Source organism: Pseudoxanthomonas mexicana, assembly GCF_001556105.1.
In the GTDB taxonomy this organism is placed as follows: Bacteria; Pseudomonadota; Gammaproteobacteria; order Xanthomonadales; family Xanthomonadaceae; genus Pseudoxanthomonas_A; species Pseudoxanthomonas_A mexicana_A.
This window is the reverse complement of sequence record NZ_LSIF01000064.1, coordinates 1-19,408: the sequence shown is the minus strand read 5'-3', so window position 1 is coordinate 19,408 and position 19,408 is coordinate 1. Positions and strand designations below refer to the sequence as shown.

Below are 19,408 nucleotides of genomic sequence, written 5' to 3'. Positions count from 1 at the left end.
GGACATGGGCATTGCCGGGAATGCATCGTTCCGCCTGCAGCAGCAGGCGGAAGCCCCGCGGATAAGGGTATAATGCCGCGCTTCCCCAACTATCCGGGCCCGCCGATGCTGCGCATCCAGGCTGAAGCACTGACGTACGACGACGTCTCCCTCGTCCCCGCCCATTCCACCGTCCTGCCCAAGGATGTCAGCCTGGAAACGCGCCTGACGCGCGACCTGCGGCTGAAGCTGCCTATCGTCTCGGCGGCCATGGATACCGTCACCGAGGCACGCCTGGCTATCGCCATGGCCCAACTGGGCGGCATCGGCATCCTGCACAAGAACATGACGGTGGAACAGCAGGCCGCCGAAGTGGCCAAGGTCAAGAAGTTCGAGGCCGGCGTCATCAAGGAGCCCTTCACCGTCGGGCCCGAAACCACCATCGCCGAGGTGCTCAAGCTGACCCGCGCACGCAACATCTCCGGCGTGCCGGTGGTCGACGGCGGCCAGCTGGTCGGCATCGTCACCAGTCGCGACATGCGCTTCGAAACGAAGCTCGACGATCCGGTCCGCCACATCATGACCAAGAAGGATCGCCTGATCACGGTGCGCGAAGGCGCCAGCGACGGCGAAGTCCTGCAGCTGCTGCACAAGCACCGCATCGAGAAGGTGCTGGTGGTCAACGACGCGTTCGACCTGCGCGGCCTGATCACCGTCAAGGACATCCAGAAGAAGACCGACAACCCCAACGCCGCCAAGGACAGCGCCAGCCGCCTGGTCGTCGGCGCCGCAGTGGGCGTCGGCGGCGATACCGACCAGCGCGTCGAAGCACTCGTGGCTGCGGGCGTGGACGTGATCATCGTCGACACCGCGCACGGGCATTCGCAGGGCGTGCTGGACCGCGTCAGCTGGGTCAAGAAGCGCTTTCCGTCGCTGCAGGTCATCGGCGGCAACATCGTCACTGGCGATGCCGCGCTGGCGCTGATGGACGCGGGCGCTGATGCGGTGAAGGTCGGCGTGGGCCCGGGCTCCATCTGCACCACGCGCATGGTCGCCGGCGTGGGCGTGCCGCAGATCACGGCGATCGACATGGTCGCCGAGGCGCTGCAGGGCCGCATTCCGCTGATCGCCGATGGCGGTATCCGCTATTCGGGCGACATCGGCAAGGCGATCGCCGCCGGTGCATCCACCGTGATGATCGGCGGCCTGTTCGCCGGCACCGAGGAAGCCCCGGGCGAAGTCGAACTGTTCCAGGGCCGCAGCTACAAGAGTTACCGCGGCATGGGCAGCCTCGGCGCGATGGAGAAGGGGTCGAAGGACCGCTACTTCCAGGACGCCAGCGACGCCGACAAGCTGGTGCCGGAAGGCATCGAAGGCCGCGTGCCGTATCGCGGCTCGGTTGGCGGCATTGTCCACCAACTCGTCGGTGGGCTGCGCGCCACCATGGGCTACGTGGGTTGCGCGACCATCGAGGACATGCGCAGCAAGCCGAAGTTCGTCGTCATCACCGGCGCCGGCCAGCGCGAAAGCCACGTGCACGACGTGCAGATCACCAAAGAGCCGCCGAACTACCGGATGGGCTGATCGTTGCCAGGGAAGGGAGACGCAAGCGTTTCCCTTCTTCGTTTACAGCCGCAGGACACCATGACGAATATCCACACCGACAAGATCCTCATCCTCGATTTCGGCGCGCAGTACACGCAGCTGATCGCCCGCCGCATCCGCGAGATCGGCGTCTACTGCGAAATCTGGGCGTGGGACCACGACCCTGAGGAAATCGCGAAGTTCGGTGCAAAGGGCATCATCCTGTCGGGTGGTCCGGAATCCACCACGCAGCACGGCGCCCCTGCGGCGCCGCAGCAGGTGTTCGACAGCGGCCTGCCGCTCCTCGGCATCTGTTACGGCATGCAGACGCTGGCCGCGCAGCTGGGTGGCGCGACGGAAGCGGCGGATGCGCGTGAGTTCGGTCATGCCGAGGTGCAGCTGGTCGCACATGACGCGCTGCTGGGTGGCCTGAGCGATCACCAGGGCGAACCGCGCATCGATGTGTGGATGAGCCACGGCGACCACGTCGCCAAGCCGCCACCGGGCTGGACGATCACCGCGACCACCGACCGTATTCCGGTCGCTGCGATGGCACTGGAAGAAAAGCACTGGTACGGCGTGCAGTTCCACCCGGAAGTGACGCACACCAAGCAGGGTCAGGCACTGTTGCGCCGGTTCGTCGCCGACATCTGCGGCTGCAGGACGCTGTGGACGGCGGCCAACATCATCGACGACCAGATCGCCCGCGTGCGCGAGCAGGTCGGTTCTGACGAAGTGATCCTCGGTCTGTCCGGCGGTGTGGATTCGTCCGTCGTCGCCGCGCTGCTGCACAAGGCCATCGGCGAGCAACTGACCTGCGTGTTCGTCGACACGGGCCTGCTGCGCTGGCAGGAAGGCGACCAGGTGATGGCGATGTTCGCCGAGCACATGGGCGTCAAGGTCGTGCGCGTCAATGCCGCCGACCGTTACTTCAAGGCGCTGGCAGGCGTCGCCGACCCGGAAGCCAAGCGCAAGATCATCGGCAACCTGTTCGTTGAGATCTTCGAGGAAGAGTCGAACAAGCTGAAGAACGCCAAGTGGCTGGCGCAGGGCACGATCTATCCCGACGTGATCGAGTCGGCCGGCAGCAAGACCGGCAAGGCGCATGTCATCAAGAGCCACCACAACGTCGGCGGCCTGCCCGAGCACATGAAGCTGGGCCTGGTCGAACCACTGCGCGAGCTGTTCAAGGACGAGGTGCGCCGCCTCGGCGTCGAACTCGGCCTGCCGCGCACGATGGTCTACCGCCACCCGTTCCCGGGTCCGGGCCTTGGCGTGCGCATCCTGGGCGAAGTGAAGCCCGAGTACGCCGAACTGCTGGCGAAAGCGGATGCGATCTTCATCGACGAACTGCGCAAGGCCGACCTGTACGACAAGACCTCGCAGGCGTTCGCGGTGTTCCTGCCGGTGAAGTCGGTGGGCGTGGTTGGCGACGCGCGCGCCTACGAATGGGTCATCGCGCTGCGTGCCGTCGAGACGATCGACTTCATGACCGCGCACTGGGCGCATCTGCCTTACGAGTTCCTCGGCACGGTCAGCAACCGCATCATCAACGAGCTGCGCGGCGTCTCGCGCGTGGTCTACGACATTTCCGGCAAGCCGCCGGCGACGATCGAGTGGGAGTAATGACAGCCCGCTTCTTGGGCTAGACTTCGGCGCATCCAGTCGATGAGGTAGCCAGGATGGCAGGTCTTTCGGAGAGTAGAGACGCGCGTGTCGCGGTCCTGGTGGACTGCGATAACGTGCCACCAGTGATTCTTGACCACGCATTACGCTTCGTTGCGCAGTTCGGGCGCGTCGTGGTCCGGCGTGGTTACGGTAACTCTATGACTCTTGGCGCTGCGCGCTGGCAGGATGCTTTGACGCAACAGGCATTCACTCCATGCCTGCAGTATCAGTACGCTAGTGGAAAGAACACCGCCGACATCGCGCTGGCGTTGGATGCGATGGAGATGCTCTTCGATGAAATCGTCGACACGTTTTGCATAGTCACAAGTGATTCCGACTTCGCCCATCTCTGCCGGAAACTACGAGAACGAGGTGCACTTGTCTGTATCGTGGGGGAGGAGAAAACTCCATCCGCCCTTAGGAACGCTAGCGACCACTTTTCGCAATGGGAGGCAGTTGTTGAGTCGGGTGCCGGTTCGCAGGCGAAACCTGGTTTAGAGAGTGGCTCAATGGCCAAGCAGGTCGATCAGACTCGATCTTCTGGCAAGCAGCGACCGATGCTGGTCGTGAAGGCTGTTGCCATGCTCGCTGGCGACACTCCTGAGGGCAAGGTGAGTCTTAGCGCTCTCGGCAACTATTTGCGGCGTACCGATCCATCCTTTACGCCAAGCACATACGGGCATTCCGGTCTGCTGGACATGCTCCGAACTTATGACTTGCTGCAATCGACTCAGGAGCCAGGCGGTCATTGGGTCGTAAAGCTGGACCAAGAAAAGATCAGCAAAATGCCTGTGAATCCTTTGACCGGGAAGCCCTCGGTGACGTCATGACCGAGTGCAACGACGAAACCTGGATGCGCCACGCCTTTGCGTTGGCGGATCGCGCTCAACAGGAGTTCGACGAGATTCCGGTCGGTGCGGTACTGGTATCCGTCGACGGACAGCGGCTGGGCGAGGGCTGGAACCGCAACATCATCGACCACGATCCCAGCGCGCACGCCGAGATCGTGGCGATGCGCGAAGCGGGCAGGGCGTTGGGCAACCACCGCCTGGTCGGCAGCACGCTGTACGTCACGCTGGAGCCGTGCGCGATGTGTGCGATGGCGCTGGTGCATGCGCGCGTGGCGCGCGTCGTGTACGGCGCGTCCGATCCGAAGACGGGGGCGTGCGGCGGCGTGTTCGACCTGATCGCCGATCCGCGGCACAACCATCGGATCGAAGTAGTTGGCGGCGTACTGGGTGAAGACGCCGGCCGTCGCCTGACCAACTATTTCCGCGCCAAGCGTGGAAGACCGCTGGTCTAAGGCGTAGGAAACTTCCGCTTCACTTTGCGGTGATCCATCTCTTCGTTGATCGCAGTGACGGCGAGCGTGGATTCGCGCGCGAGCAGCAGGCTCGCGGCCAGCATCGCGACCACGCCCAGCGCCGCGAGCCAGGTAGGCAAAGATCCCAGGCGGTGGCCGGTGAACGCATCCACGGCGACCGCCAGGCTGGTGCCAACAAAGCAGCTGATCGCCGCATAAAGCAGTTGGCCGGCGCGCAGGATGATCAGGCTGCGTAGACGCTGCAATGCGATGCGCTTCTCCAGCAAGCCGCGATCCGCGTCTTCCTCCACGTCGGCCAGTTCACGCAACAGGGTTCGCGCGCGGTCGATGATGCGTGCCAGCCGGTTGTTGGCCGACAGCAACAGCGACGCAGTCGCCGTCAGGAAGAACGCTGGCGCCAGCATCGCGGTGAGCACGGCGTGATCGGTGGTGGGGTTCATGGGCCGGTCGTCGGAGTGGTCTGCGTTATCATGACACGATGCGGTACGTCCGCATCCCGGTGTGCAACGGCCGGATCTCCTTCCCGTGATGGATTGCTGCATGGCCCCGAACAACGCGAATACCGACCGCCTGATCTGGATCGACCTGGAGATGACCGGGCTGGATACCGACCGCGATTCGATCCTGGAGATCGCCACGGTGGTCACCGATTCGAAGTTGAACGTGCTGGCGGAAGGGCCCGAGTTCGCCATCGCCCATCCTGTCTCCGTGCTGGAGGCGATGGACGACTGGAACCGCAACCAGCATGGCCGGTCAGGCTTGTGGAAGCGGGTGGTGGAAAGTCAGGTGTCGCTGGGCCAGGCCGAAGCGCAGACGGTGGCCTTCCTCAATGAGTGGCTGCCCGTGGGCGCTTCGCCGATGTGCGGCAATTCGATCTGCCAGGACCGCCGTTTCCTGCATCGCTTGATGCCGCGTCTGGAGAAATACTTCCATTACCGCAACCTCGACGTCAGTACGCTCAAGGAACTGGCACGCCGCTGGGCGCCGCAGGTGCTGGAAGGCGTGCGCAAGCAGGCCAGCCACACAGCACTGAGTGACGTGCGCGATTCCATAGAGGAGCTGCGGCACTACCGCAAGCACATGGCGGCGCTCGCGGGCGAGTAGCCGGCGCCTGTCAGGCAGGCGGCTTCGCCACGTCGCCGTCGTCGGCGACTCCCTTGGTGATGATGTCCGTCAACGGCGTGCCGTCGCTGTTGTGGTGGTACACATGCAGGTCGCGCTGCGGATAGGGGATGTTGAGTCCGTTGCCGATGATCTCGGTCCGCACGGCTTCGGTCAGGTCGCTCTTGGTATCGCCGAAATCCTCCGTTTTGGCCCACGCCAGCAGGATCAGATCGACACTGCTTTCGCTCAGTCTGGAGACGATGACGCTGGGGGCGGGATCCTGCACTACGTGCGGGTGGTCCTGGGCGATCTTCAGCAGGATCTGCTTCGCCCGCTTGAGATCGTCGTCGTAACCGACGCCGACCGGGATGTCGATGCGACGATGTGGCTTGGCGGTGAAATTGATGATCGGCGCGGTGGTGATCAGGCTGTTCGGCAACACGATCAGGCGGTTGTCCAGTGTGCGCATGCGGGTCTGGAAGATGCGGACTTCCTCGACGATGCCTTCCAGGCCACCCGCCTGCACGAAGTCGCCGTCACGGAACGGCCGCAGCACGATCAGCATCACGCCAGACGCGATGTTCGATAGCGAGTCCTTCAGGGCCAGACCGACGGCGAGGCCGGCCGCACCCAGCACGGCCAGCATCGAGGTCGGATTTACGCCCAGCGAGGTAAGCGCCGTGATGATCACCAGCACCATCATCGCGGCGTAACTGGCGCGGCGCAGGAAGCCGCCGAGCGTGGCGTCGGCATGCGTGCGGCCGAGGACGCGCTCCAGCCCGGCGCTCAGTCGCTTGGCCAGCCACATGCCGACCAGGAAGATGACCACGGCGGCCAGCAGCTTCAGACCCCAGGTTTCCAGCAACTGCAGCCAGTCGATGCCGCGCAGTTGGCGCATCAGGGCAGCCGGTTCCGTTGGAATCTCGGTGAGGGTGGGAGCGGTGGCGATGGAAGGCACGGGCATGAGGACTCCTGAAATGCAGCACGCCCCATCAGGGGCGTGCTGGCGATGCGTCGCGATGTTAACCGCGTTTGCGTGAAGGCGACCGTAGCGGCCGTCAGCCGGCCTTCTTCTTCGCAAGGCGAAGCCAGGTATCGACGACAGTATCCGGATTCAACGACACCGATTCGATGCCCTCCGCCATCAGCCATTCGGCGAGATCGGGATGGTCGCTGGGGCCCTGGCCGCAGATGCCGACGTACTTGCCCTTGCCGCGGGCGGCCTTGATCGCCATCGACAGCATCTTCTTGACCGCAGGATCCCGCTCGTCGAACAGGTTGGCGACGATGCTGGAATCGCGGTCGAGGCCAAGTGTCAGCTGGGTCAGGTCGTTCGAACCGATCGAGAAGCCATCGAAGATGTCGAGGAATTCCTCGGCGAGCAATGCGTTCGACGGCACCTCGCACATCATGATGATCTTGAGCCCCGGCTTTCCATCGGTGGCGCCATCGCCCTGGCGCAGGCCATGCTTGGCCAGCACGTCGATGACCTTGCGGCCTTCTTCCAGCGTGCGGACGAAGGGGATCATGACCCACAGGTTGTCCAGGCCCATCTGGTCGCGCACGCGGCGGACCGCCCGGCACTCCAGCGCGAAGGCGGGCTCGAAGGACGGATCGACATAACGGCTGGCACCGCGGAAGCCGATCATCGGGTTCTCTTCGTGCGGCTCGTAGCGGCTGCCGCCGATGAGGTTCGCGTACTCGTTCGACTTGAAGTCCGACAGGCGGACGATCACCGGATGCGGCGCCACCGATGCGGTGATCGTCGCGATGCCTTCGGCCAGCCGGTCCACGTAGAAGCTGACGGGATCGGCATAACCGGCGGTCTTGGCATCGATCTTCTTGCGGACGTCGAGGTCCTGGCGGTCGTATTCCAGCAGCGCCAGCGGGTGCACGCCGATGTGGCTGGCGATGATCATCTCCAGGCGCGCCAGGCCGATGCCGGCATTCGGCAGCTGGCCGAAGTCGAACGCGCGCTCCGGGTTGGCCACATTCATCATGATCTTCAAGGGCGCTTCGGGCATCGCGGCCAGATCGGTCGTGGTGCGCTCGAAGGGCAGGGCACCCGCATAGATGAAGCCGGTATCGCCTTCGGCGCAGCTGATCGTGACCTCGACGCCGTCCTCGATGCGGTCCAGCGCGTTGCCGGTGCCGACCACGGCCGGCACGCCGAGTTCGCGCGCGATGATGGCGGCATGGCAGGTGCGGCCGCCACGGTTGGTGACGATGGCACTGGCGCGCTTCATCACCGGCTCCCAGTCCGGATCGGTCATGTCGGCGACCAGCACGTCACCGGGTTGCACACGCGCCATGTCGTCCAGCGAGCGCACCACGCGCGCCACGCCGCTGCCGATCTTCTGGCCGATGGCACGGCCTTCGGCGATCACCTCGCCGCGTTTCTCCAGCGCATAACGCTCGATCTGCGTGGCCTTGGCGCGTGACTTCACGGTTTCCGGCCGTGCCTGCACGATGAACAGCTTGCCGGTCACGCCGTCCTTCGCCCATTCGATATCCATCGGGCGACCGTAATGCTGTTCGATCACCAGCGCCTGCTTCGACAGTTCCTCCACATCGGCATCGCTGATCGAGAACGTGTTGCGCAGTTCCACCGGTGTGTCTTCGGTACGGACGCGTTCGCCCGGCGTGTCCGAATACACCATGCGCAGCGCCTTGCTGCCGAGCGAGCGGCGCAGGATGGCGGGCTTGCCCTGCTTCAGCGTGGGCTTGTAGACGTAGAACTCGTCCGGGTTCACCGCGCCCTGCACGACCATCTCGCCGAGGCCGAAGCTGGAGGTGACGAACACCACGTCGCGGAAGCCGGATTCGGTGTCCAGCGTGAACAGCACGCCCGAGGCGCCGACGCCGGAACGCACCATCAGCTGCACGCCCGAGGACAGGAACACGTCCTCGTGCTTGAAGCCGTGGTGCACGCGATACGCGATGGCGCGGTCGTTGTAGAGGCTGGCGAAGACCTCCTTCACCTTGTACACGACATCGTCGGCACCGGTGACATTGAGGAAGGTTTCCTGCTGGCCGGCGAACGAGGCGTCGGGCAGGTCTTCGGCGGTCGCGGAGGAGCGCACGGCCACAGCGACATCACCGCCGCCATTGTCGGCCGACAGCTTGGCGTAGGCGGCGCGGATGTCGGCATCCAGGTCGGGCTGCAGCGGGGCATCGATGACCCAGCCGCGGATTTCCTTGCCTGCGGCCGTGAGCGCGGGCACGTCTTCGACGTCCAGCGTGGCCAGCTTGTCGAAGATGCGCTTGGACAGGTCGTTGTGCGCGATGAAGGCCTTGAAGGCTTCCGCCGTGGTCGCGTAACCACCGGGCACCGACACGCCCAGGTTGGCCAGGTGGCCGATCATTTCGCCCAGCGACGAATTCTTGCCACCTACGCGGGCCAGGTCGGCCAGGCGCAGCTCATGCAACCACAGGATGTTCTCGTTCAAGCGCAATGCTCCGAAGCAGGCCGCGCCATGCCGATGACCATCGGCGTGGGGTGCCGTGTCCATGGGGAAAGAAGCGATATGATGCAGTGCATACCAATTGCAGACAAGCTTGATGTGAGGGGGTTTCCATGGTGAAGGGGCAGGGTCGTCATGTCTGACTTGCGGCAGGTGTTCTATGTTTCAGATGGAACCGGTATCACGGCCGAGACCATCGGCCACAGCCTGCTGACCCAGTTCGCCGGCATGCGGTTCCAGACCGACCGGCTGTCCTTCGTCGATGACGAGGAAAAGGCCCGGGATGCAGCCGACCGCATCCGCCGCGCGGGCGAGAAGCTGGGCAGCCGACCCATCGTCATCAACTCGTGCGTCGATCCGGCGCTGAGCGCGCTGGTCGCGGAAAGCGGCGCGTTGATGCTCGATGTCTTCGCCCCCTTCATCGAGCCGCTGGAACGGGAGCTGGGCCAGCAGCGCGAGTCCCGGGTGGGCCAGGCACATGGCCTGGTGGATTTCGAGACCTATCACCGCCGCATCGACGCGATGAACTTCGCGTTGACCCATGACGACGGCATGGCGGTGAACTACGACGAAGCCGACGTGATCCTCGTGGCGGTGTCGCGCGCCGGCAAGACCCCGACCTGCGTCTACCTGGCCCTGCATTACGGCATCCGCGCCGCCAACTACCCACTGACCGACGGCGACCTGGAAACGGACCGCCTGCCGGCGCGGTTGCGCCCGTACCGCCGCAAATTGTTCGCACTGACCATCGACCCGGACCGCCTGTACCAGATCCGCCAGGAGCGGCGTCCGAACTCGGGCTACGCGAAGATGGAGACCTGCAAGCGCGAAGTGGCCGCGGCCGAGGCCATGTTCCAGGTGGAGCGGCTGCCCACGCTGAGCACCACCAACAAGTCCATCGAGGAAATCTCCAGCAAGGTCCTCTCCACGCTGGGCTTGCAGCGGGACATGTACTGAGTCGGGAGGGCGTTGCGGGTGCCCGGAAGATGCCATCCGGGAACCCTTAACTAAGGCCCCATGCCGCAGGTCGTCAATGCTGCCGCGAGCGGGATTCCGCGTGTAGGATCGACCCATGTCACAGGCCCTCGCACGCACCGCGCGCATCCCCCGGCTGAGCCGCTTCGGCTGGTTGATGGCGCTGTATGCGGAAAACCATGCGCGGCTGACGCGCCTGTTCTCACCGGAACATCTGCAGCCCGGCACGTACTTCTCCAGCATCGGCGATGGACTGGACCTGCGGCTTGAGGTCATCGAGACGCACCGCTACACCGTAGAACTGCGACTCACCTACGACATCTGCGATCCACTGACCGGTGAGCCTGATCCCTCCGCGTTCGTCCGCCTGTACCGTGACGCCCATCAGGTGGAGGCAACGCACTGCTACGTCGGCAAGCGCTGGCAGGACGTGATCGGTCTGTATCCGCCCGCGGCGGAGGTGATCAGCCACCGCATGCGCATGAATACGTTCCTGGGAAAGTGGTTGGAGTACTTGGCAGAGCAGGGGCACGGCGTCGCCACCCTGCATCCGACAAGCGCTGCACGCGACGTTGCGTGACGCGTCGGGCGTTGCGGCACGGCATCGAAGGCCACCTCATCCCGCTCCCGCGATCCTGCTGTCCAGCACGTATCGCGCGCGGTGGAGGGGAAGTAGCGCGATCAGTTCGTCAGCGAGGGTATCGTGCGTCATCACGCCGGTTCCACAAAGGTGGCATGGCCACCGCCCACCCATTACGCAACTGCCGTACTGGGGCTGTGGGCAGGCGTCGCGGAAGCATCTACGCCGGACACGATGAAATGCTCGTAAAAATGGGCGAAGCGGATACCGCACGAAGCGCAAAAAAAAGGCCCGGTTTCCCGGGCCTTCTGAAAAATTGGCGTCCCCACGGGGATTCGAACCCCGGTCGCTACCGTGAAAGAGTAGGTTTGCATGTTCGTCACCGTTCGCTATTGTTCGCCAATACTCCGCTTAAACCATTGGTGCTGTTGACTTTAGCGTCCGCTCCTGTACGGTAGCGTTCACGGGGGTTCGCCCCGGTATATTCCGGAAAACTCCGGAAGAAGGACGATCGCTACCGTGGCACGGCAACCCAGAGACCACCGCCTCGAGACACGTGAAGCGCGCCTCAAATTGAAGGCGCGCAAAGAGCCGTACTGGCGTCAGATCGTCCCAGGCACATTCCTTGGCTACTACCGCGGCAAGCGCGATGCTGCCTGGATCGTTCGCCAGCGCGAGGGAGTGGGGTATCGGCACCAGCGAATTGGGACGCCCGACGATCACGCTGCCGCCGATGGGCAGGTAGTGCTGAGCTACGCGCAGGCCGTTCCGCTGTCGACCACGCTGCAGGTTGAAGAGCGGGCGTCACGGCCCAAGCACTACCGGGACGGAATGACCCTCGGGAAGGTGGTCGACGCGTACTTCGAAGAGCATCTGGCCGGGAAGGGTTCGGAGAAGATCGCTAGGCAGTCATGGGCACTGCACGGGGCCGACTCGATAGGTAGCAAGCTAGTGACCGCCCTGGACGCGCCGGCACTGCGGAAGTGGCACAAGGCGCTGGCAGCCAAGGCGCCCGTCATTCGGGGGAAGGTCCAGCCCTTTGACCCGGCAGACCCCGACCAGCTGCGCGGCCGCAAGTCGACGGCAAATCGGAATCTGACGATCGTGAAGGCGGCGCTGAACTACGCCTGGGCCAATGACCGGCTACCTGCCGACCTACCTACTTGGTGGGTCAAGGTCACCCCGTTCGAGCTCGGAGAGGATCCGCCACCGCGGATGCTGGAGCGAGACGAGATCACCCGGCTGCTCAACACGGCGGCTCCAGACCTGCGGGAGCTCCTGACGGGGGCGCTTATGACTGGCGGGCGCAGGGGTGAGCTGGTGGCGCTCCAAACGCGCGACTACAGCCCGGATCACGGCACGGTGCGCCTATATCAGTCCAAGACCGGCAAGACGCTCCTGCAGCCGCTCACGCCGGAAGGGGAGTCGTTCTTTCAGCGGGCAACGGCCGGCAAGGGGCCTATGGATCCGATCTTCATGAGGGCCGATGGCCGGGCCTGGGGCAGGGATGACGTGACCAAGCCCATGCTAGCCGCCGTGGCTGCCGCCAAGCTGGACGACGTGAGTTTCAAGACCACCCGCGCGACCTACGGGAAGCTGCTGCTGATCGCCACCAAGGACATCGAGATGGTCGCCCGCGCGCTGGGGCACAGCGATAGCCGCATCACTCGAAAGCACTACGCACAGTATTTGCCGAACGAAGTCGCGAGGGCGGTCGCAAAGATGCCGCGCTTGGGAGTCTTCGTCGGCGACAACGTATCCCCGTTGAAGGGGAAGAAGCGGCGAGCCGGGTGATTGAGGCACCCGGCCCGCCTTCCACAACCGCTCGATAGGAGAACGATTATGGGAAACGAAAGTGTCGTTGCTGGCGAAGTCTCAGGCAAGAGCCGCGAGGCCGCACTGCGTACGATCGATGAGCACAATGAAAGGGTGTACCAGGTGAGCTGCAACCTGCGCCTGATCGCGAAGTTCATGGAGTCTGGGGAGTTCAGTGCTGAAGAGTGGGAAAACGCGATCGGCGAAGCCCTGAAGGGACTAGAGTCGACGTTGGCACAAGCGTACGTGAGCATTAACGACGCGAGTGCGGCCATCTTCGCTGAGGCTGAAGAGTGGGTAGAGATCCCGGTGATTGGGAGCGCTTCCTGACATGGCCGACAACGTGATCAGCTTTCCCAAAACCGTAGCGCCCCATCGACGATACGTGCCTTCTCCCGACCGAGTTGCGAAGCTTGCTGCCGAGTTGGAGAGGGTCATGTTCGCGCCGCCGGCCTCGCTTTACGCTAGGGAACATCACATCGGGAAGGCGCTGAGCACTCGCTTTACCCGCAACACAGATGAGGGCAGTAACGATGAACAGTGAACTTGAGGTGGTGTCCGGATCCATCGATGGCGTCGCCGACATTCTTGCGGGCATGGTCGGGGAGGTCAGCGATATGGATGGCCGTCTATACGCCTGTGCTGAGCTACTGCGGCGCCTGTCCCGCGACCTGGACAAGCTGGCTAGATGAGCTGGGCGGAAGGCGAGCTCGTTGACGAGGCCATCCCTGAAGGGCGTCTCCGGGCGATCTTGATCGAACTGGCCCCGGGCTTGGATCAGGCGATGTTCTTGGAGTACCTGAGCGAGAGGGTCTCTCTCTATCGGAGCCTTCGTGGGAGCGAGGAATCGACCCCGAAGGTTTCCGAAGAGCTCCGTTTTCTCGAACGGATGATCAGCGAGCTAGGAGATCTGAAACTAAAGCTGGACGATCTTCCGCCACGCGCGCGCGCTGCTGCGGATGAAGTGTGTCTGAAACGAGCCGGTCAACCGTACGCCGATCTGCGGAGGCGCGTGTCTGGTGATCTTGAAGAGCTTCGCGGTGTGCTCATTGAGGCTGAGCGAGGGGTCGACGCCGAGAGCGGGAAGGCCGGCAGGAAGCCCGCCACCGCGCGTGGCGAGCTCCTGGCCGCGGTTGTCCTCAAGCTTGAGAGTTCGAGCGGATTGGCGCGAATGAAGGCCGTTCAGTGCGCGAGCGAACTGCTCACGACTTGTGGGGTGCCAATCCCTGACGATTGCAACGAAGCTGCCAAGATCATGAGAGAGTTCAGTCATAACAAGTGAAGGGCGGAAATCGGGGGCGGTCAGCCACGATTGTTCCCGTCGTCTGCATCTTGGGATCCTCGGAATATGTCCGTGCCGAAACGTCGGCATCCCTACACCCGAGGACGGACAGTGACAACCAATGAAACGGCGCCGCTTGCGCATACGGTCCCCAACGCCTGCCACCGGCTGAGCGTTTCCCGCACGACTCTCTATGAGCTGATCGCGCGAGGCGAGATCCGGCATTTCAAGGCGGGTGCTCGAACCCTCATCCCTGAGGAAGAGCTCCGGAACTACATCGCTAAGCAGCTTGCGCACAGCCAGGAAGGGAAGGACTGACGTGCGGCCCTTGGAGCTGTTTCGCTTAGGCGAGGCAGGCGCGCATGGATCATGACCCGCCCCTCAACTATTCCGGGAAGCTCTGGCGCCTCGGGCGAATCTGCAGGGATAAGCGACTGTCTCAAGCGGCGATCGCCGTGGCAGCGGTGCTGATAGAACACGCCGACCGATACAGCGGCCGGTGCTACCCGAGCGTCTCGCGGATCGTGACGGAATCCGGGCTGCCCAGAACCAACGTCCTGCGCGCGCTGAAGGCGCTTGAATCGACAGGTTGGATCATCGTCGAACGGCGTACCGGAGCCACAAGCCACTACGTTCTAAGTGGTGCCATGAGTGACACCAGTGCCACGCACGGCACCGGTACCACGCATGGCAGCGACGAGGCGGAAACCGGTACCACGCATGGCACCGAACCGGTACCACGCATGGCACCCAAACAGAAGAGAAAAGCAAAAGCAACAGAAGGCACGCGCAAGCGCGCGCTCGCCCTAGCGACTTTCGATGAGTGGATAGACGGCATGCCGGATCACTCCGAGCCGATCGCAGCTGACCACCCCATATTCAGATGGGCTGAGCAGGTGGGCATCCCGGACGACTGGCTCTACCTCGCCTGGCTGGCCTTTCAGGATCGGTATCGCGGTGACAAGACGAAGCGCTATCGCGACTGGTCGCGGGTCTACCAGAACGCCGTCCAGGGCGACTGGCTGAAGTTGTGGCGCTTCGATCCGGCCTCAGGCGGATATCTGCTCACGACCGCCGGCGAGCAATGGAAGCGCTTCGAGCAGTCCCAAGCCGCGTAAGGGGAGGGGGCCATCGAAAGTAGAAGGCCCTTCGACCACGACACGTACGCCCAGCCAAATTTTCACACCCGCAAAATTGCAATAGGTGACCCATGGCGCGCCCTCGCAAGCCAACTGCCCTTCACCAGCTGTCCGGCTCTCTGAGTCATGACCCCCAGCGCTTTCGCGATCGCGCTGACGAGCCCGTCGACAATAGGGCTCTGGGGGATCCTCCGATGCATCTGACCGCCGAGCAGCGTGTTTGCTGGGGCGAAATCGAGCGAATCGCACCCCCTGGCGTGCTCCGCCACGCGGACCGGCTCGTGGTTGAGATGACGGCTGTATTGCTCGCCAACTTCCGCGCGCTGGGGCCGATGCTGTCGGACGCGAAGTTCCGTCGACTCGAGGCGCTGCTCGGGCAACTCGGACTTACCCCGGCCACCAGAAGCAAGGTGACGGCCTTCAAGGAACCTCTTCAGGGCAACCGCTTTGCCAGGCACACGGCGGGGCGTCCGGCATGACCCAATGTCCCAGCTGCCGGAATGTTGTTTCCGAGAACGCGAATGGGCGGCCCCGTATGTTCTGCAGCGGAGCTTGCCGTCAAGCGGCATTCCGCGCGCGCCGGCACCTGGAGATGCGATCAGCAATCTCCGTAACGAAACCCCTTGCACCAGCGCGCGCTGGAATTATCCTGATCGGGTCCAGGACGGAACGCCCCACGGGCGAATCCGACACCGGTCCGAAGTTGCGGCCGAGGCCACGCCAAAGCGCGCTCTAGATCAGTAACCACTGATCCGGGCGCGCTTTTTCGTTTCCCGGGTCGCAACCAAGGAAAAACCTCATGAACAGATTCAACCCCCACGGCACGCACGCACGCGCCATCTCTGCCAGCATGACGCCGAGCGCCCGAGGCGGAACCGCCGAGTTTCGTGAAGTCCTCGCAGATCGCCAACTGAAAGCTTCCGCAAAGGCAGAGCTTGGGAAGCTGGGAGTCACCCTCAATCTCGAGGACGTTCCGGATGATCGACGCTCGATGCTGGCGCGCCGCGCGGATCTTAGGCGAGCAATGAACGCCGTTCAGCACTCCTACGATCGATCGAAGCCCGCGACGTTGACGGAGGACATCGTGAATACGATCGATTACCTGTCTGCCGAGATTGGTTTGATTTCCAATCAGCTGGACTTGGATGAGGCGGCCGAGTCGACCTTCTCCGGGCGCAGCAAGCTCAGCAACGCTCTTCGCGATGACGAGGGCAGGCGGATCGGCACGTTCTTCACGAATCAAGCGCTGAAGGACCAGGTCGGCGTGGCAGACAGCCTTGGCGTCGCCCGTCTGGGAGCGGAAAGCGACATCGACATCGCAGACTTCTTCCGCGGTGTCGCCAACATGAAGACGACGGAGGCCGTGCGTAACAGTCTCAGTGTCGGCACTGACACCGCCGGCGGATATACCGTGCCCTCCGTGCTGCTACCCGGCATTCTCTCGGCATTGGTGCCAGCATCTTCGCTGCTCAGCGCTGGCGCCTCCGTTGCGATGCTGCAGGGCGAGGGCAAGAGCTTCCGGATCGCGGGTATCGACAACATTCCCACGGCCGCGTGGCGTTCCGAGAACGGGAACATCGCCGAAAGTGATGCCACCTTCAGGGCTATCGACGTTGTGCCGCGCAGCCTGGCATTCCGCTTCAAGATCTCGCGTGAACTCCTGGGCGATAGTCAGGCTGGTCTGGAGGCCGCGCTCTATCTCGCGATCGCCGGAGCTTTCGCGAAAGAGATGGACAGGGCTGGCCTCCGAGGTACAGGTACCGCTCCGGAGATCCGTGGTCTGAAGAACATCGCGAATATCAATGCGGTGGCTTTCGGTGGAGCGAATGGCGCGGCGCCGACCAACTACAGCTGCATGGTCTCGGCGTGGAAGGAAAGCACTACCAACAACGCCCCCGCGCCCACTGCCGCCATCATGCATCCGAGAGATCTCGCCACCTTCGCGAATCTCGCGGACACGACGGGCCAGCCCTTGCGGCTGCCGCCGCTGCTGGAATCGATGAGGTTCCTGCAAACCTCGCAGATCCCAACCGATCTCGAAGTGGGCAGCTCGGACAACTGCAGCGAGATCTACGTAGGCGACTTCAGCCAGTTCGTATTCTTCATCCGCGAAGGTGTCAGCGTGCAGGTGGCGAACGAGCTCTATGCCGAAACCGGGCAGATCGGCTTCATCTGTCATGCGCGCGTCGACGTGGCCGCGATGTATGCGCGAGCCTTCACGCTGATCACGGGCATTCGGCCGACGGCGTAACTCCACGGGTCTCCCGCACCCGTAGCGGACAAGCCGTGAGTGTCCGAAACAACCTCGGCAGCGTGAGGCTCTTCAAGCCCATTGGGCACCTCCAAGGGTCGATCGCGCAAACCGGGGCCTGTCGCCGAGAGCGACGGCGCCAGGCCCCATCTCTCTATCCTTCGGAGAACACCATGCAGCAGCACAATTCCGGTCCATTCGGTCGCCCCGCAGCTTGGCAGGGACTGTCCGCGATGGTCTTAGCGTCACAGATGGGCGCGAAGCTCGGCCTTCAGAAGACTTCCGTTGATGCGTCTCATTTCTCGAGAGTCGCGGCTTTCATTTCGGATCAGCCGAATAGGTTTCAGCGCGCGCTGGAGACGGAAGATCGGATAGCCGCCTTCGTTCAAAGCAGAGTCCCTGTTCTTCAGGCCTCGACGGAACGTGGTGGCGTGCATGGTCGCCGGTTGCGGCTTGCTTTCGCTGTTCAGGCGGCGACTGGCTAAGCATGTCGAGCCTGAGAAGCGTACCCTCATTCCTCTTCTCGGAGGCCTTCAGGGAAAGCAGATACGCGGTCTTCCTCTGGTGAGCTTAGTTGTCGACTCCGCCGGACGTTTCCGATCGTAGAAACTTCTGCATGCGCGCTAGAGAAGATGTGCCCTTGGTCATCTCTCTCAACTATGATCTGCGGAAATTCAGCCAAGTCGTCGCCGTGCTCGTCAATATCGATGATCCGATCGTACGGGAGGACAGCCTGAATCTCGAGCCAAGCTCTATCCTCCCCAAGAGACTCCCACGCCGTAAAGACGTCATGCCTGGACGCTAGTTGCTTGCGAAAGTGGCTCCAGTAATCGTCGTGTGCGTTCACAGCGTCGTTGAACGAGAAGGCGGCGTCCCAATCGACCGAGTTTTCGGCCAGGAAGGCAAAGTGCTTCCTGTGAAGGAAGAGAAGACCTGCGTACGTGTGGCCAAGATATGTCCTGACGATCCACCCAGGGCGCGTTTTGAACTTCTCAGCATCGGTAGGGTGGGGGTAGTCCTCGGCATCCGCTGCGCGAATTAGTACCGGGCGGTGGTGATGATCATCCAGTACGCGAATTGCTTTGCGCTTTGCCGCGAGTGACTTGCGAAGTGCAGCGTACGGATTCGTCCGCCTTCCCCCGAGAGAGACCCCGAAGTAGCCGTACAGCAGGTGATCATACTTCGGCCTCATGAGCAGGTCTTCAAGTTCAGCTTTACCTAGCAGAAACCACTCCTGCAGCCCCATCTCTCTGCAGGCAAAGTTAAAAGCGTCTCTTGCCTTTTTTGAAAAATCACAAGCGGCAACAAAGATCAGCCCATGTAGGGGCTCGCCTGCGGATTCCCGGATGCCGCCAAGATACTCCAGAAGCTTTTTTGGACTTATCTTCCTCTCGCGCTTGCACTGAACAAGCCAAGTTCGGTGAGGAGCTGAGCTGGGTTCGGCCTGATCCTCCTCGCCGACACTGCGACTCACTTCTTCTGTGGCCCGCGCGTCAAAGCCGTCGTCATCGCCACTTCTTCCGGTGGCCTCTAGCTTGTACCACTCCCGGAAGTCGTAGATCAGTTGACGTACAAGGTCTTCAAATCGCTTCGGCTCCAGATCCTCGAAATGCAGCGGCCCGAGTGTGCGCGTTACAACAGCCATGCTGCATTGCCTCTCGATGGAAGGGGTGGTAGCTCACGCTATCTTGAGTTGTTCTCGCGGCTCTGAAACTCATCGATCATCTTCGCGAGCCGATATATCTCGATCGCTAAGGCGGTGCAAAGCGAGAGCGCATAGCAGAATAGGAGTCCACCGACTAACCAGAACGGACCTCGAAGCTCGCTAGCCAGGCCCTCAAGTGGATTGCTTGCTATGGGGCGGGCGTCATACAGGGCTTGTGCAACAAAGGCGCATAGAAGTGCAATGAGCTGGATGACCACAAAATGAGTGAACATCGCCATGAAGGCCATGAATGGCGACGGAGAAGGATCGTTGGGATCCTTTCCTGCTATGACTGCCCGCAGAGAGTCGCTTCCCAAACTTACGAAGATTGCAACGCCAGCGATGGAAAATCCCACCAGGCCGGGTATCACGGTGATAGCGAGCTCCCACCAGCCGGGAGTTGTGAAGTAGCGAGAGCACAGAATCGTTATCGCGACAGCGAACCAGAAGTACTTCGACTTCACGAGGGCGTTCAGTCCCCCATGGACCGGCCAGCCTTTCGTAGACATCCGGTTGCCATAATTGATGGCAATGACCG

At 62.8% G+C, this 19,408-nt stretch carries 21 protein-coding genes; 15 read left to right on the top strand and 6 right to left on the bottom strand.

The features are described from left to right. Positions 1-105 precede the first annotated feature (105 nt). From guaB to tadA, 4 genes are read left to right on the top strand one after another with little or no spacing between them, the layout of a single operon-like run. Positions 106-1,563: an IMP dehydrogenase gene (gene guaB / locus AX730_RS11320; RefSeq protein ID WP_062356501.1), complete on the top strand. Its 1,458-nt coding sequence runs from the start codon at positions 106-108 to the stop codon at positions 1,561-1,563. 60 nt (positions 1,564-1,623) lie between these two features. Continuing rightward, on the top strand, positions 1,624-3,189 hold the full coding sequence (gene guaA / locus AX730_RS11315; protein ID WP_062356354.1) for a glutamine-hydrolyzing GMP synthase: 1,566 nt from the start codon (positions 1,624-1,626) through the stop codon (positions 3,187-3,189). Between the two features lie 56 nt (positions 3,190-3,245). Next, positions 3,246-4,061, top strand: a complete 816-nt coding sequence (locus AX730_RS11310) for an NYN domain-containing protein (protein ID WP_062356352.1) — start codon at positions 3,246-3,248, stop codon at positions 4,059-4,061. Continuing rightward, positions 4,058-4,534 (top strand): tRNA adenosine(34) deaminase TadA, encoded by a 477-nt coding sequence (gene tadA / locus AX730_RS11305; RefSeq protein ID WP_062356349.1) that lies wholly within the window; start codon positions 4,058-4,060, stop codon positions 4,532-4,534. The genes AX730_RS11310 and tadA overlap by 4 nt, the downstream gene beginning before the upstream one ends. On the opposite strand, the gene AX730_RS11300 is transcribed toward tadA, so the two are convergent. Further along, positions 4,531-4,995, bottom strand: a complete 465-nt coding sequence (locus tag AX730_RS11300) for a DUF2721 domain-containing protein (RefSeq protein ID WP_062356347.1) — start codon at positions 4,993-4,995, stop codon at positions 4,531-4,533. The genes tadA and AX730_RS11300 overlap by 4 nt on opposite strands. A gap of 100 nt (positions 4,996-5,095) precedes the next feature. Here AX730_RS11300 and orn point away from each other — a divergent pair, with 100 nt between their 5' ends. Then, positions 5,096-5,659 (top strand): oligoribonuclease, encoded by a 564-nt coding sequence (gene orn, locus AX730_RS11295; protein ID WP_062356344.1) that lies wholly within the window; start codon positions 5,096-5,098, stop codon positions 5,657-5,659. 10 nt (positions 5,660-5,669) lie between these two features. Here the strand turns inward: orn and AX730_RS11290 are convergent, their stop codons facing one another. Next, positions 5,670-6,623 (bottom strand): mechanosensitive ion channel family protein, encoded by a 954-nt coding sequence (locus AX730_RS11290; protein WP_062356343.1) that lies wholly within the window; start codon positions 6,621-6,623, stop codon positions 5,670-5,672. 94 nt (positions 6,624-6,717) lie between these two features. Further along, positions 6,718-9,108: a phosphoenolpyruvate synthase gene (ppsA, locus tag AX730_RS11285; RefSeq protein WP_062356498.1), complete on the bottom strand. Its 2,391-nt coding sequence runs from the start codon at positions 9,106-9,108 to the stop codon at positions 6,718-6,720. Between the two features lie 150 nt (positions 9,109-9,258). Between ppsA and ppsR the strand changes: the two genes are divergently transcribed. From ppsR to AX730_RS11240, 10 genes are all read left to right on the top strand, one after another. After that, positions 9,259-10,080 carry a posphoenolpyruvate synthetase regulatory kinase/phosphorylase PpsR gene (gene ppsR, locus AX730_RS11280; RefSeq protein ID WP_062356339.1) on the top strand — a complete coding sequence of 274 codons (822 nt, stop codon included), beginning with the start codon at positions 9,259-9,261 and terminating at the stop codon, positions 10,078-10,080. A 115-nt stretch (positions 10,081-10,195) separates the two neighbouring features. Further along, positions 10,196-10,678, top strand: a complete 483-nt coding sequence (locus AX730_RS11275; protein ID WP_062356337.1) for a DUF1249 domain-containing protein — start codon at positions 10,196-10,198, stop codon at positions 10,676-10,678. Between the two features lie 519 nt (positions 10,679-11,197). Beyond that, entirely contained in the window at positions 11,198-12,472 is a 1,275-nt protein-coding gene (locus tag AX730_RS11270) for a tyrosine-type recombinase/integrase (RefSeq protein ID WP_062356335.1), read from the top strand. Between the two features lie 48 nt (positions 12,473-12,520). Continuing rightward, positions 12,521-12,823, top strand: coding sequence for a hypothetical protein (locus AX730_RS11265; RefSeq protein ID WP_062356332.1), 303 nt, complete (start codon positions 12,521-12,523; stop codon positions 12,821-12,823). Between the two features lie 203 nt (positions 12,824-13,026). Then, positions 13,027-13,185: a hypothetical protein gene (locus AX730_RS18875; RefSeq protein WP_157074208.1), complete on the top strand. Its 159-nt coding sequence runs from the start codon at positions 13,027-13,029 to the stop codon at positions 13,183-13,185. Further along, the gene (locus tag AX730_RS11260; protein WP_062356329.1) at positions 13,182-13,775 is read left to right on the top strand and encodes a hypothetical protein; all 594 of its coding nucleotides are present in this window, start codon (positions 13,182-13,184) and stop codon (positions 13,773-13,775) included. Before AX730_RS18875 ends, AX730_RS11260 begins: the two co-directional genes overlap by 4 nt. A gap of 111 nt (positions 13,776-13,886) precedes the next feature. Next, positions 13,887-14,093, top strand: a complete 207-nt coding sequence (locus AX730_RS11255; protein WP_062356327.1) for a helix-turn-helix domain-containing protein — start codon at positions 13,887-13,889, stop codon at positions 14,091-14,093. A gap of 44 nt (positions 14,094-14,137) precedes the next feature. After that, positions 14,138-14,893 carry a helix-turn-helix domain-containing protein gene (locus tag AX730_RS11250; protein WP_062356324.1) on the top strand — a complete coding sequence of 252 codons (756 nt, stop codon included), beginning with the start codon at positions 14,138-14,140 and terminating at the stop codon, positions 14,891-14,893. 215 nt (positions 14,894-15,108) lie between these two features. Beyond that, positions 15,109-15,393: a hypothetical protein gene (locus AX730_RS11245; protein ID WP_062356322.1), complete on the top strand. Its 285-nt coding sequence runs from the start codon at positions 15,109-15,111 to the stop codon at positions 15,391-15,393. Between the two features lie 320 nt (positions 15,394-15,713). After that, the gene (locus AX730_RS11240) at positions 15,714-17,165 is read left to right on the top strand and encodes a phage major capsid protein (RefSeq protein ID WP_083537867.1); all 1,452 of its coding nucleotides are present in this window, start codon (positions 15,714-15,716) and stop codon (positions 17,163-17,165) included. 245 nt (positions 17,166-17,410) lie between these two features. Here the strand turns inward: AX730_RS11240 and AX730_RS18870 are convergent, their stop codons facing one another. The 3 genes from AX730_RS18870 to AX730_RS11225 form a co-directional block, all read right to left on the bottom strand. After that, positions 17,411-17,602 (bottom strand): hypothetical protein, encoded by a 192-nt coding sequence (locus AX730_RS18870; protein WP_157074207.1) that lies wholly within the window; start codon positions 17,600-17,602, stop codon positions 17,411-17,413. 74 nt (positions 17,603-17,676) lie between these two features. Beyond that, the gene (locus AX730_RS11230) at positions 17,677-18,810 is read right to left on the bottom strand and encodes a restriction endonuclease (RefSeq protein ID WP_062356314.1); all 1,134 of its coding nucleotides are present in this window, start codon (positions 18,808-18,810) and stop codon (positions 17,677-17,679) included. Between the two features lie 38 nt (positions 18,811-18,848). After that, a partial coding sequence (locus AX730_RS11225; RefSeq protein ID WP_062356312.1) for a hypothetical protein occupies positions 18,849-19,408 on the bottom strand: 560 nt, incomplete at its 5' end.